The organism is Paenibacillus allorhizosphaerae (assembly GCF_042659105.1).
Classification (GTDB): domain Bacteria; phylum Bacillota; class Bacilli; order Paenibacillales; family NBRC-103111; genus Paenibacillus_G; species Paenibacillus_G allorhizosphaerae.
Window position 1 is genome coordinate 389,996 of record NZ_JBHSRV010000004.1, and the last position, 13,149, is coordinate 403,144.

At 52.1% G+C, this 13,149-nt stretch carries 12 protein-coding genes; 5 read left to right on the top strand and 7 right to left on the bottom strand.

All coding sequences use genetic code 11. The annotated features are described in order from the left end of the window. Nucleotides 1–26: 26 nt before the first annotated feature. Nucleotides 27–890 carry a 5'-3' exonuclease gene (locus ACFQI7_RS18130; RefSeq protein ID WP_218098368.1) on the bottom strand — a complete coding sequence of 288 codons (864 nt, stop codon included), beginning with the start codon at nt 888–890 and terminating at the stop codon, nt 27–29. 251 nt (nt 891–1,141) lie between these two features. Between ACFQI7_RS18130 and ACFQI7_RS18135 the strand changes: the two genes are divergently transcribed. The 4 genes from ACFQI7_RS18135 to ACFQI7_RS18150 all read left to right on the top strand — a co-directional run bounded on the left by ACFQI7_RS18135 (nt 1,142) and on the right by ACFQI7_RS18150 (nt 5,352). Continuing rightward, on the top strand, nt 1,142–2,713 hold the full coding sequence (locus ACFQI7_RS18135) for a spore germination protein (RefSeq protein ID WP_218098237.1): 1,572 nt from the start codon (nt 1,142–1,144) through the stop codon (nt 2,711–2,713). 64 nt (nt 2,714–2,777) lie between these two features. Next, nucleotides 2,778–3,941: a Ger(x)C family spore germination protein gene (locus ACFQI7_RS18140; protein ID WP_218098238.1), complete on the top strand. Its 1,164-nt coding sequence runs from the start codon at nt 2,778–2,780 to the stop codon at nt 3,939–3,941. A 36-nt stretch (nt 3,942–3,977) separates the two neighbouring features. Beyond that, a complete protein-coding gene (locus ACFQI7_RS18145; protein ID WP_218098239.1) occupies nt 3,978–4,223 on the top strand; it encodes a hypothetical protein in 246 nt (81 codons plus the stop codon). Nucleotides 4,224–4,233: 10 nt separating this feature from the next. Further along, nucleotides 4,234–5,352 (top strand): GerAB/ArcD/ProY family transporter, encoded by a 1,119-nt coding sequence (locus tag ACFQI7_RS18150; protein WP_218098240.1) that lies wholly within the window; start codon nt 4,234–4,236, stop codon nt 5,350–5,352. A gap of 109 nt (nt 5,353–5,461) precedes the next feature. On the opposite strand, the gene ACFQI7_RS18155 is transcribed toward ACFQI7_RS18150, so the two are convergent. The 6 genes from ACFQI7_RS18155 to ACFQI7_RS18180 form a co-directional block, all read right to left on the bottom strand. After that, a complete protein-coding gene (locus ACFQI7_RS18155) occupies nt 5,462–6,415 on the bottom strand; it encodes an AraC family transcriptional regulator (protein ID WP_218098241.1) in 954 nt (317 codons plus the stop codon). Beyond that, the gene (locus ACFQI7_RS18160; protein ID WP_218098242.1) at nt 6,412–7,431 is read right to left on the bottom strand and encodes a Gfo/Idh/MocA family protein; all 1,020 of its coding nucleotides are present in this window, start codon (nt 7,429–7,431) and stop codon (nt 6,412–6,414) included. Before ACFQI7_RS18160 ends, ACFQI7_RS18155 begins: the two co-directional genes overlap by 4 nt. A 26-nt stretch (nt 7,432–7,457) precedes the next feature. Beyond that, on the bottom strand, nt 7,458–8,540 hold the full coding sequence (locus ACFQI7_RS18165) for a Gfo/Idh/MocA family protein (RefSeq protein ID WP_218098243.1): 1,083 nt from the start codon (nt 8,538–8,540) through the stop codon (nt 7,458–7,460). A 921-nt stretch (nt 8,541–9,461) separates the two neighbouring features. Next, on the bottom strand, nt 9,462–10,640 hold the full coding sequence (locus tag ACFQI7_RS18170) for an LL-diaminopimelate aminotransferase (protein ID WP_218098244.1): 1,179 nt from the start codon (nt 10,638–10,640) through the stop codon (nt 9,462–9,464). Between the two features lie 78 nt (nt 10,641–10,718). After that, nucleotides 10,719–11,801, bottom strand: coding sequence for a site-2 protease family protein (locus tag ACFQI7_RS18175; RefSeq protein WP_230414791.1), 1,083 nt, complete (start codon nt 11,799–11,801; stop codon nt 10,719–10,721). A gap of 19 nt (nt 11,802–11,820) precedes the next feature. Continuing rightward, on the bottom strand, nt 11,821–12,195 hold the full coding sequence (locus ACFQI7_RS18180) for a Spx/MgsR family RNA polymerase-binding regulatory protein (RefSeq protein ID WP_218098245.1): 375 nt from the start codon (nt 12,193–12,195) through the stop codon (nt 11,821–11,823). Between the two features lie 166 nt (nt 12,196–12,361). Here ACFQI7_RS18180 and ACFQI7_RS18185 point away from each other — a divergent pair, with 166 nt between their 5' ends. Next, nucleotides 12,362–13,102, top strand: a complete 741-nt coding sequence (locus ACFQI7_RS18185) for a YdcF family protein (RefSeq protein ID WP_218098246.1) — start codon at nt 12,362–12,364, stop codon at nt 13,100–13,102. The last annotated feature ends 47 nt before the right edge of the window (nt 13,103–13,149 follow it).

The following is a 13,149-nucleotide window of genomic DNA, read 5'->3' on the forward strand; positions in this document are numbered from 1 at the left end:
TGTTTAATCCGCTTTTTACGTTTGCGTTAACCGATCAGCTTATCCAGGCCTTTAAATTCGAGCTCTTCAAACTTATTCAGCACCGTTTGACGGTCCATTTCCCAGAAGCAGGACTCCAGCGCACAGGCTACGGGTGCCTCGCAGCAAATGGTGGCCAGGCTTCTTGACAAGTGAAGCATATCGAGCTGCGCTTCGATTTTGGAACGGACGCCTTTCGGCAGCTGCGCCAAATTTTCCAGGATGCCTTCCACCGAGCCGTATTCGATGAGCAGCTTCTGCGCCGTTTTCTCGCCGATGCCTTTCACGCCGGGGTAATTGTCCGCCGTATCCCCCATCAATCCTTTTAGATCGATAATCTGTTCCGGCGTTAATTGCTTCTCCTCCAGCAACGATTGCGGGGTGTACACGGCGTAGTTTCCTTGCCCCTTCTTCATAATGACGACGTGAACCGTATCTGACACAAGCTGCAGCATGTCGTGATCGCCGGTCAATATGTACACCTGCGCCTCTTCGCCGTACAGCTTGGCAAGCGTGCCGATGCAATCATCCGCCTCAAAGCCCGGTACGCCGATATTGACGACGCCGAAGCTGGCGGTCACTTCCTTCACCAGTTCGAACTGCGGGATGAGCTCCTCCGGGCATTCGATCCGGTTTGCCTTGTAATCCTCGAACTGCTCGCTGCGAAACGTTTTGCTCCCCATATCCCAGCAGCATACGACATGACTTGGCCGAAAACGCTGCACCGCATCCCAAAAATATTTGACGAAGCCGAACACGGCGTTGGTCGGAACGCCCGCTTTTGTTTTCATAATGTAGCCGCCGTACGATGTCGCGTAAAAAGCGCGGAACAGCAGCGCCATGCCATCGACCACCAGTACTTTTGGCGGCATGATGTTATTCTCGGTTGTCACCGGCATCTCTCCCTATCATTTCATGCTATGAAATGATTATAGCATAAAATATCGTTTAATAAGGACGACGCGCTCCATTGACCGATGAAAAGATGTTTGCGCCCAACATGTCGGGAACGGAACGGCAAGATCGAACCGCTCAAACGGAACGTGCTGCATGAATGTTCATGACATATTTGGAAACAATATACTTCAAGTTTCAGCACTAACCTAAAAGGAAACGATTGACGATGTGGAGATTGTTGTTAGGCAAGAAACGGCCGGCTGACCATTCACCCCCGATAAGCATCGAAAATAGGAAGAATTCGGCTTCCGGGGGGCGCGGCAGCGTTGCGATTTCTAAGACGTTACCGGATAACAAGAAGTGGATTGAAGAAGCCTTCGCGCACTGCGAGGATCTGATTCTCGACAACTGGAGGTACGGTCCCGATCTAACGCATACGGCTTTCACCGTATATTTTGAAACGCTCCTTGAGCACAAAGAACTGAACTACTTAAAGGAATCGCTGCAGGATCTTGTGACTCATAAAGTCGGGCCGGCTGCTACCATTACGCCCGGGCAAGTTATTTCTTTTTTCGAAAGAAACGGGGTTTCCGCCAAATCGGCGAAAGTTCTTCACGATTTTGACCAAGCCCTTCTTAAGATTTTGGACGGGGACATCGTCATATTTTTCAACCACTGGGATAAAGTGCTTAGCTATTCGTCGCGCGGACTTGTGACAAGGCAAGTTACTGAATCCATAACCGAGCCTGTCGTACAAGGGCCGCACATGAGCGCGGTCGAGGACCTGAATAAAAACATCGGCTTGATTCGAGACCTGCTGAAAACCTGCAAGCTGAAGGTCGAGAAGTTGACGGTAGGAGAAGAAAGCCGCCGCACTATCGCATTCAGCTATTTGGAAGGAGCGGTCAATCCGGAAACATTGGCCGAATTCAAGCGCCGAATCTCCCAAATCGACAAGGAAGAAATTTTGGAGACGTCTTATTTGGAGGAATGGATCGACGAGTCCGCCTATTCCCCCTTTCCCCAGGTCCGCTACACGGAACGGCCGGATGTCGCTATCGCCGGCTTGCTGGACGGTAAGATTGTCGCGATGGTCAGCGGTACGCCGACGCTTATGATATGCCCAGGTCTATTCTTTGAATTTTTTTCGGCTAGCGAGGATTATTATCACCGGACCGTCTTTACTTCCTTGATTCGATTGCTCAGGGTCGGAGCGTTTCTGATCGCGCTTTTGCTGCCAAGCACGTATATCGCCTTATCCACGTTCCACTCCGAGCTGCTTCCGACCGTCCTGCTGCTCGCGATACTCGACACAAGGGAAGGCATTCCGTTTCCGGCCTTTATGGAAGCGCTGATTATGGAATTTTTCTTCGAACTGCTGCGGGAAGCCGGTATTCGTCTGCCGCGGCCGATCGGCTCAGCCGTCAGTATTGTCGGAGCGCTCGTCATCGGTCAAGCTGCGATTCAAGCCAAAATCGCTTCTCCGGTTATGGTCATCGTCGTCGCCCTGACCGGGATCGCTTCGTTCGCGCTTCCACAATACAATATGGCGGTCGCGATCCGAATCGTGCGGTTTCCGCTCATGATTCTTGCCGCTACGTTAGGCGGGCTTGGGATTATGATCGGGTTCTTGCTGACTTTCCTGCATCTGGCCAGCTTGCGCTCGCTCGGCCAGCCTTATTTGGCGACGATGGCGCCGCTCGAAATCAAACAGCTGCGCGATGTGTTCCTCATCGTCCCGCGAAAAATATTGACTCAGTCTCCGCGTAACCGTCATCTGCACAAGAAAAACCCGTAAACGTTATCCTCAAAGCGCCGGGTCTTCGTAGGGAATAAGGAAGCGGGAGAAAGGAAGATGCACTATGAGACGGAGACCGCGTTTGGCCGTCGCCTTTTGTGCAATCATGCTCTTCATGATGACCGGTTGCGGAGATAAAGCGGAACTGACCGAATTCGGGTTTGTCCAAGCGGTTGCGGTCGATCTGACCAGGGAGGGGAAAATTGCGCTAACGACCCACTTTTACAACCCGACGGGCGGCGGCGAAACGAACGCGGCCGTTAAGCAAGGACAGCGCGGCCTCAATATTCGGACGGAGGCCGACACTGCCTTTGAAGCGGTGAGGGATATCCCGATCCACTTCGGGAGAAAAGCGAAATGGGACCACATGCGCGTCATTCTGATCGGAGAAGAGGTTGCCAAATCACAAAGCCTCGGAGAAGTGCTCGATTATTTTTCCCGGGATCATGAACCGCGAGCTACCGTACTTGTGCTGCTTACGAAAGGTACTGCTGCGGATTATTTGAACGTCGACCCGTTTATCGAGTACACGATAGGGCAGCAGCTGCGGAAAATCGAAGAATCCGGTTCGCTCTACTCCGCCAAGACGACCAAGATCCCGCTGCTTGATCTGGCCATTCAATTAAAAAGCGAAGCGGGCGTGGCTGTGATTCCCTACGTATACAGCAATGACGCGAGAAAAGAATTGACTGTAGCCGGGATTGCGATGCTCAAGGAAGGCAAGCTAACCGGCAGTACTTTAACGCCTGGAAACACGCAATATTTGTTAATGCTGACGGACCGGTATGAAAGCGGAGTGATCGAATTTCCTTGCAGCGGCGAGTCGAAGGAAAACGGGAAGGAATCGTTAGAGGTCGTTTCCTTAAAGACAAGCGTAAAGCCGGTCATTGTAAACGATACGCTTGAAATCCGCGTTCGGACCAAAATAACAGGCTCCGTCGCCGAGCTTCGGTGCTCTTCTTTGGATACGAAAGAGAAAACCAAGCAATTTGAGGACCATATTAAAAAAACGGTAGAGAGCGGCATGCGCAACATGATTGCCGTTCTTCAGAAAAGAAAGCTGGACGCCCTTGGCATCGGAGATCAGGTTTTCCGAAAAAATCCGCAGTTATGGAGAAGATGGAAGCCGGATTGGGGCGAGCGCTTTGCGGACAGCCGTTTTGTAATCGAAATAGAAGTCAACGTATTGAATACCGGGATGACCGTAGGAAATCCTTTCTCGAAGTAGCCGGCTTTTCAATTCGTAGAACGAGGTGAGACAGCGATGGTCGGAAAATGCGTTTATGTGTTCCTGCTGTTTGCCGTGATGCTCGGCTGCGACTTTTCGCGGTGGAAACGGACAAGCCTTCGGGGGCGCATCTTGTACGGAGCGCTCCTGCTTCCCTCCGTGTATCTCGGCATCGTATTTGCCGCGGATCTGCACTGGCCGAATCTGAACGATCTCATCTCTTACTTTTTGGGCGAACCGGCGAAACGTATTGTCGAATCGGTCAAGCTTCCGCCCCAGTGAAGGTGTAAACATGAACAAGACCGAAACCGTCAGCTCATTTCAAATGGCCATGCTGTTTCTAGCCTACGGGACCGGCTCGGCCGTGATCAATATCCCCGCCCCTTTGACGGGCGCCGCCCGAAACGGAGCCTGGATTTCCGTGCTGCTCGCATGCGCGGCGGGGATGCTGCTGCTGGCCGCATGTCTTTATCTGTTCCGGGTGTATCCCGGGCTGGATTTTATGGAGTACAGCGAACAGACGATGGGGAGATGGCTGACGGTGATCCTAGCCATACCTTATCTTTGCGCCGTCTTCTGGATGCTGGCAGCGATCGTGATGGATATCGGGACGTTTTTCAAAAGCACGATGATGAAGCAAACGTCAACCGATTTGATTCACACTCTCTTTTTTCTGCTGGCTGCCCTGACCGCCCGGGCAGGTATCGAAGTCATGGCGCGCATGTTCGTTGTGCTGCTTCTTTCGATGATCGGGTTCATCGCCATCGTTTTGCTGATGGTCTCCCCTCATTATCATCCGTACTTTCTGCTTCCGGTCATGCCGGACGGGATCAAGCCGGTACTTCACGGAACCTATATAGCATACGGCTTCCCATTTGCCGAAGTCACCCTGTTTGCGATGATGCTCCCTTACGTGCGGAATCAAGATAAACATTTGCAGGGCAAACACATGGTCCTCGCTCTCCTGGTCAACGGCGTCACATTACTGGCATCGGTCGTGTGCTCGATTATGGCGGAAGGGCCTTTGGCCGGGCACATGAAGTTCTCGTTGTTCCAGCTTGCGCGGCTGATCTATATTCAGGAAATATTCGAAAGAGTCGAGTCCGTCATCGGATTTTCGCTCATTGCCGGTTCTTACATGAAAGCCACGATTGTTTTGTTTATTTTGTCAAAAGTATTCGCCCGATTGGCCAAAATGCAAGATGATCGAATCTTAATATTCCCGATCGCACTGACGTGCCTGCTGCTTTCCCTTACGATGTATCACAACGAGACGGAGTTTGTTGAAGGCGTTAACGTGATCTGGCCTCTGCTCAATAATGTCGCTTTTAACGTACCGCTGATCTTGGTGCTGACGGTTACGATATTCAAGCGGAAACGGCGGAGGGGTAAACCGCCTTCGGCTGCTTGACCGTAGTAACTTTTGTCCAGCCGTTAAAACAATTGGAGGATAAGCAAAAGAGCGTCTGCTTTCCCGCCGCAGTATCGGCGAAAACGCAAACGCTCTTTTGATTTTACGGCTACGATCGAAGCCGGTTTTGCAATCGGAATTGCATCGGGGTCGTGCCGAGCTTTTTCTTAAATACGTAATGCAAATAGTTCGCGCTGGAAAACCCGTTCTGGAACGCGATTTGATCAATCGTGGCGTCGCTGTCGGCCAGTTCGCTGCAAATATGCATCAGCCGCACTTGCTCGATATATTCGCTGAACGTGCCGCCGGTCTGCTCGCGAAATATACGCTGCAGTTGACGGGCGCTGATCTGCACGCGCTCCGCTACGACTTCCAGCGTCAACGGCGCCATGTAGTTGTCCTTAATGAACTGCACGGCCATTTGATACCGGTAATGCTTCATATCGCGGGACGGCAGCTCGGGCTGCGGCATCGTCTCATATGCGCGCGTCATCCGCAGCAAAATTTGAATGATCGACTGCTTGATGACCGTCAGCACGCCCGGTTGATTTTCGTGCCATGCCCGGTAAGCCGTCAGGAAGCATTCCATAGCCCGATATTTATCCGATACGGGCCGGGCCGGCAGCTGCTCGAGCTGGCGAATGCAAGATTCGGCTTCCGTCCGCTCCCATCGGGCTCCCCAGTCCTGCGCGCCGCCCTCGTCCGGAAGCCGCTGTATATCTATGTGCAGGCATAACTCATCCATCGCTTCGTACGCATCGGCTTCCTGAAAGTGCAGCAGCCCCGGTCCCGTCAAGTACATCATGCCTTCATGAAGGGAAAACGGTTCGTTGCCGAGAATCACTTTGCCTTTGCCGCGCGGAATAAAATGCAGTTCAAAGTCCGAATGTTTATGAAATTGAATTGCTTTGCCTGCAGAAAAACTCGTGTGATGGAAGCGAAGCATCCGGATGCCGTAGCCGCCCCATCGAAACTGCACGTCGAGCCGGTCAAGCGCTTGCGGATTGGACAGCATCAACTCATAGGGATACGGTCTCGCACTTACCCGGGTCTGGCCGTTCATCGCTGCAAATCGGTAAGCTTGATCGCGCTGCCGGAGGCGGCCGATAAGTTGGACGCTTCCATCAAGCGGGTCAAATCAAGCGCCAATGCAATATTTTCCGTCGCCGTCGTCCCTTGTTCGACATGGGCGACCCATTGCTTGAAGGCGGATGATTTCTCGGCCGGAAGCTCCTGTACTTTCCACTCTTTGCTTGCTTCCTCGCCAAGCTTCGAAGTACGAAGAAGCAGCTTGTTGTCATGCGTCGAGTAGAGCAGGCTGCCTTCCGTGCCGTGAACTTCAACGACAAACGGAGAGAATCGGTTCACGAAGCCGGCTTCCACGATGGCCAGCGCGCCATTCGAGTAACTGAGGACGGAAACTGCGTTATCTTCCACTTCTCTGCCCGTGACGTAGCCATAGTTCGCGGTCACGCTCTCCGGAACGCCGAGGAACAGCCTTGCCAAATACATCGGGTGGCAGCCAAGATCGATCATCGCGCCCCCGCCGCATTGCTCCGCATTATAAAAGTGAGCCGGAAGCCAGCCGTTTGCGCTGTTCGGCGTCGGGATCGCGCCGTTATGGGAGAGCCGGTTGCGCACGAGGGTGATATCTCCAAGCAAGCCTTGGGCGATAATCTCCTGCACCGCCAGCGTATAGCTGTGATTCAGACGCGGGAGCGATACCGTAAGCTTCACGCCGGCTTCTTCTACAGCGGCAATAATTTCATTGCACTCCTTCAGCGTCGTTGCCACTACTTTTTCCGTGAAGATGTGTTTGCCCGCTTTCGCTGCGGCCACCATCACGTCTCGATGCAGATTGGTAGGCGTATCGACAATGACGCCGTCGATGTCCTTCTGTGCCAGCAGCTCGCTTAAATTATCGTAAAAACGCACGCCTCGCGCTTCGGCTTCTTTCCGGCCGCGCTCCGGCTGCTCGTCCCATACCGCGACAATTTCCGTGCCCGGATGTTCGGTCGCCTGCTTTGCGTAATCTCTTGCATGGACGTGCCAGAAGCTCAGCATCGCTACTCTAATCATGCGTTCGTCCTCCCGGATTATGTGTTTTAGTCGAAATAAACCGCTTTGCCGGTTTTTGCCGATTCGTAAATGGCTTCCAGTATTTCGGAAACGACGCAAGCTTGCTCCGGCGTAACGACGGGCTCCTTGTCATTCAATATCGCATCGATCCACAGACGCGCTTCCTTCTCCTCGGACTTTTCCTTCTTGCCGTCATAGAAAGCGACTCCGCCTGCGTCAAGCTGTACTTTGTTCGTATACAAACGGCTGTGCTTTTCACCGTTCATTCGCAGTCCGTCTTCCATATCCGCGCCTGCCTCGGTGCCGCTGAGGGTACATTTGGCTTCTTTCACGTCAAGCGTATTCAGCGCCCAGCTCGATTCGAGCACAATGGTCGCGCCGTTCTTCATGACGATCATGCCCATGGCCGAATCTTCGACCGTAAATTTCTTCGGATCCCAAGGACCCCATGCATTGGCAGCGTTTTCTTTGCCGGACAGCTTATGGAACGATGTGCCGAGCACAACCTTCGGTTCGTAATTGTTCATCATCCACAGCGTCAAGTCGAGCGCATGCGTACCGATATCGATAAGCGGTCCGCCGCCCTGCTTCTCTTCGTCCAAAAACACGCCCCATGTTGGAACTGCGCGGCGGCGAATGGCGTGTGCTTTTGCATAGTAAATCTCGCCCAGTTCCCCGTCCTCGCATATTTGCTTCATGAACCAGCTGTCCGGGCGGTACCGGTTATTGTAGCCGATCGTCAGTTTTTTGCCGGTACGTTTCGCTGCTTCTACCATACGGCGTGCATCGGCCGCCGTTTTGGCCATCGGCTTCTCGCACATGACATGCTTGTCGGACTCCAGCGCAGCGATCGAAATCTCGGCATGGGAGTCGTTCGGCGTACATACGTGCACAACGTCAATGGAAGCGTCTGCAAGCAGGCTGCGGTAATCTTCGTACACCTTGGCGCCTTCTACGCCGTACTGCCCGGCAGCTTTCTCCGCTTTAGCCAAAATAATATCACAAAAAGCGACAAGTTCAACCTCCGGTTGTTTGGAAAGGCTCGGCAGATGCTTTCCGTTCGCAATGCCGCCGCAGCCGATAATACCGATCTTTAGTTTTTGGGACATTAGTAGTTCTCCTCCTCTATTTGGCAAGACTTGTATAAATAGTACCATGTTTAGTAACAGGTTGAAATTACGAATTAACGACAGTCCAAAGTAAGATTTCGTGACACCCTTTATTAAAGTAAAATGAATTATCTTATACGATATAACGTTTCCGCTGCTGCAAGCACTGTAATAGCAAGTGCTAACGCGGCTTTTACAGCGTATAAGCCTCATGTCCAGCCGAATCCAGCTTACGGTGTTTTCGGCGTTTATTGAAATGTATGGAAGATAGGAATGCGCTGCATTCCTTTCGACATGGTGCAATACGTTGGTTTAAAGTTTTTTCGACACTCTCGTAAGAGTGAATCGTCGTTTGTACATAGGCTGATGTAAGCCTCGAATTCCTTTGTTGGTGAAGTCGTAAGTCGCATTTTTTTTCGCAAGCTTAATGAAAAGCCTCCAATTCCTCTTCAAAATGCACAAGTTGAAGGCTTAGGTCGGGCAGGTGCATCCGTGTCGCAGAACAAACATCCATTACTGTTTGGATGAAATATGTCGGCAACTCCGCTAAAATGCATTTCTTCTCGGAGGCACGAACGTTAAGTTGCGTATAATGTATGTAGTTTCGCACTCTGTTAGCGGCAACTTATCGTTTTGTACATAAAAAAAGCTCTGCATCGTAGTCCTTCAAAGCTGCCATACCGTCTTTAGAGGTAGTTTTTATAAAAAAGCCGCTCCGTATCATGGAGCGGCTTTAAAGATAACGCTTATGGTTTCGACATGAGTCGGAATTCCGAAGACCGCAGTTCGCACCTCTGTCGATGGCTGAATTGCTGGCGAAACATGCTTCACCTAGATGACTTATGGTCTGGACGATCTCCATGCAGCATCGCAAAGCCCGCCAAGAGATGGCCAATTTGTTTGAAATCGCTATTCTACGATTCACTTCTTCACGTTTTGCAAAAACGCCCCTATTCGTTCCACCGCTTCCCGCAGCCTGTCTTCCTCCTGCACAAGCGCAATGCGAACGTAGCCTTCTCCCTCTTGTCCGAACGCATCGCCCGGAATTACGACAACGCCCGCAGCATACAAAATTTCCCGGGAAATTTGTCGAGATGTCCAGCCTTCCGGAATGCGCGCCCAGATGAACATTGTCGCTTTCGGCTTGGCAATATTCCACCCTGCCGCGCGCAACCCTTCCACAACGATATCGCGCCTTTTCTCATACACTTCGGCAACGGAACGACTTCCCGCCATATCCTCCTCAAGCGCTGCAATGCCTGCCCGTTGAACCGCGACGAACACCCCGTAGTCGATATTCGACTTCAGAATGCGGAGCGACTGCACCACATCTTGCCGGCCGACCATAAACGCTATACGGCAGCCGGCCATATTGAAGCTTTTCGACAAGGAGTGAAACTCGACCGCACAGTTTTTCGCTCCCTCGACTTCAAGAATACTCGGGGGTCGAAAACCGTCAAAAGCCATTTCGGAATATGCCAGATCATGTACGATCAAAAGCTCATGCTTTTCGGCATAATCGACAACCCGCTTGAAAAAGTCAAGCGTAGCCACCGCCGACAACGGATTGCTCGGGTAATTGAGCAGCATGAATTTCGCTTTCTCCGCAACATCGGGCGGTATGCTGTCGAGGTCGGGCAAAAATTCGTTTTCCTCGCGCAGCGGCAAATAATATGGCGTAATCCCGGCGAGCACCAGGCTTGCCGAATAAATCGGATATCCGGGGTCCGGAACCATCACCGTATCTCCCGGGTCCGTAACCGACATCGCCAAATGCGCAAGCCCGTCCTGGGACCCCATCAGCGTGACGATTTCCGTTTCCGGATTCAATTCGACACGAAACCGGTGCTTGTACCATTTGGCAACCGTTTCACGGAAAGAAAAACTTCCTTCGGAAGTCGGATACCCATACACGGCCGGATCGGAGACCGCTTGCTGCAGCGCCCGAATTACGTTTTGGGATGGGGGACGGTCCGGACTTCCGATGCCGAGATCGATCACGTCGATCCCGCGATCCGCCACTTCCTTTTTCCACTGCGCCACCTCAGAAAAAATAGCCGAACCAAGTTCGGCCAACCGTTTGGATTGAAACTGTTTCATGAGCTTAACCTCTTTTTCGATAAATATGGGAGCCATGCCGTTAATATTTCATCCGGTTGATGATTAGGGCGGTAAACCTTACATACTTAGGCCGGCTACGCGATGCAAGACATTCATCATGCCGATCAGGTAGACGGCGAGCAGCACGTAAGCAATGCCGAACTTCCACCGGGACGCTATAGGAACGTCGTAATATTTGTCGTTCTCGAACAGCGTATAGTCGACTTGGCAATGAATCATTAAATGAAGACCGTCGTCTTTGTGTACATGCTCCAGTCGGGTCACATGCGTCCGTTTGACGATCCCTTGATGCATGAGCGGAATGGTGCCCTGGAAATCGAGTCCGTCCCAATAAAGCCGCACATACTGCTGCCCGTCCAGACTGGAGTAAGTGACGAAAGGAAGCTCTCTCCGATGTTCGGTTCCCGGAATGATATATCCTTGCTCTATCAAAGGTTCGGCGTGAACGAGAAAGCTGGCGGTTACGTAGCGCTCCTCGCCTTGGTTGCGATGCTTCACGTACTTTTTGTATAAATCATAGGCGAACATCGCCCAGATGATAAAAAATATGACTGCGCGAAAATATACGATAACGACAAGACCGCCGACCAGACCGACAAGCCAAAGCCACCTTGTTACCGCCGTCGCTATGCGCCCGCCATCGAGCGGATGAATCGGAAGCAAGTTGATCAAATTGAGAAAAAAGCCGACGTAAGCCAACGAATAAAGAAGTTTGCTGATCTCGCCGTCTGCGGCGTATGCGGCAATGAAAACGGCGGTGGCGCCGATCGTACCGAGCAACGGGCCGCCATAGGCCATGTAGGCTTCGGTCACCGCATCCCGGGGATGCCGCTTCATATTGATCAGCGCCCCGAGAAACGGAATGAACACCGGCGCCGTAACCGGAAGCCCTTTGCGTTTGGCTGCAAGGACGTGGCCGAGTTCATGGACGAACAACAGCAGCACGAAGCCGATGGAAAATCCCCACGGGAACACAAGCGCATAGGCCCAGATTGAGACCAGCATCGAGATGAGCGCGCCGCCTACCTTGCCGAATTTAAGAAGCGGCAGCAGCGTCTTCCCTTTGGCCAAAATAAACATAACCGCTGCGCCGATATACCAAAACGGATTTTGTTTTTTCGATTTTTGTTTTTGCTGCAACAGTCATCACTCTCCTTGTTTAGCGGGCCTTCCCCCAAACTTCGGCGTACGATTCGGGCTTAAACCCGACGGTCACCGTAACTCCGTCTGTAACGACGGGCCTTTTAATAAGTCGGCCCTTGGAAGCAAGCAGCTCGATCATCTCGTCCCGGCTCATCCCCGGAAGCTTGTCCTTCAGGTTCATCTCTTTGTAAACCTCGCCGGAAACGTTAAACCACTTGCGGATATCGAGACCGCTAAGCGGAATCATTTCTTGTAATTGCTCCACCGAGGGAGGATTATCGAAAATATGGATCGCGTCCACCTCGTACCCGCTGTCTTTCAACCATTTTAACGCGCTTCTGCACGTGCCGCACTGAGGGTATTGATACATCGTAACGTGTTTGTTGCTCATCGCTTATGCCATCCTTGTCCGTTAATCATTGTACTGTGATTCGCTCTCAATTATACCGATGTTGACGGCTGCCCTGCAAATTTGCAAGATGCGGAAGTTGAAACCGGAACGCGTTCCATGGATAATGAAATGGAAAAGCGATCCAAACAGAACGGGGCGTTTACCCATGATTTATTTTCTTAAAGCCATTTACAGTTTTATCCTTCCGCCAGGACTGATCATTGTACTTCTTGCGCTCCTATCGATGTGGCTTTTTTATCGAAAAAAACGCAGAACCGCCATCGTCATCACTGCGATGACGATACTGATGTATGCCATCTCTACACCGCTCATCGGGTCTGCTGCGCTCCAGCCGCTCGAGAGCCGCTATTCCCCGCCCGCCGCCATCGACGGCGACGTCTATCTGTTGCTGACGGGAGGAAGCGTTCAAGGGACGCCCGAGCCGAGCGGTATCGGGAGTCCGGGCGTGTATACGTTAAGCCGGATCGTTGCCGTTGCGGAGCTGTATGCGAAAAAGCCGCTGCCCATCCTCGTATCGGGCGGTCAAGTTTACGACGATTCGGGAAATGAAGGACAATTATCGAAGCGCGTCCTCACCGCTCTAGGCATTCCAGCGAAAGATATCGTAGTCGAGGGCGAAAGCCGGACGACGCAGGAAAATGCCAGAAACTCGAAAGTACTGCTGGAGAGGAACGGTTACAAGAAGCCGATTCTCGTCACTTCCGCCTTTCATATGCCTCGGGCGATGAAACATTTTCACGAGCAGCAGGTGGAGGCGATCCCTTATCCCGTCGGATATTTGAACAGCCGCAATGCAAGCTGGAGCCCGAGACAGCTGCTGCCTTCTTCCTCTGCACTGGACTGGCTTAGCGTGGCGTTAAAGGAATATATAGGCATGCTGCAGTAGCATCGATACTAAACCACATGCGTAAAAAAATCCGCTTGCTCCCGGCA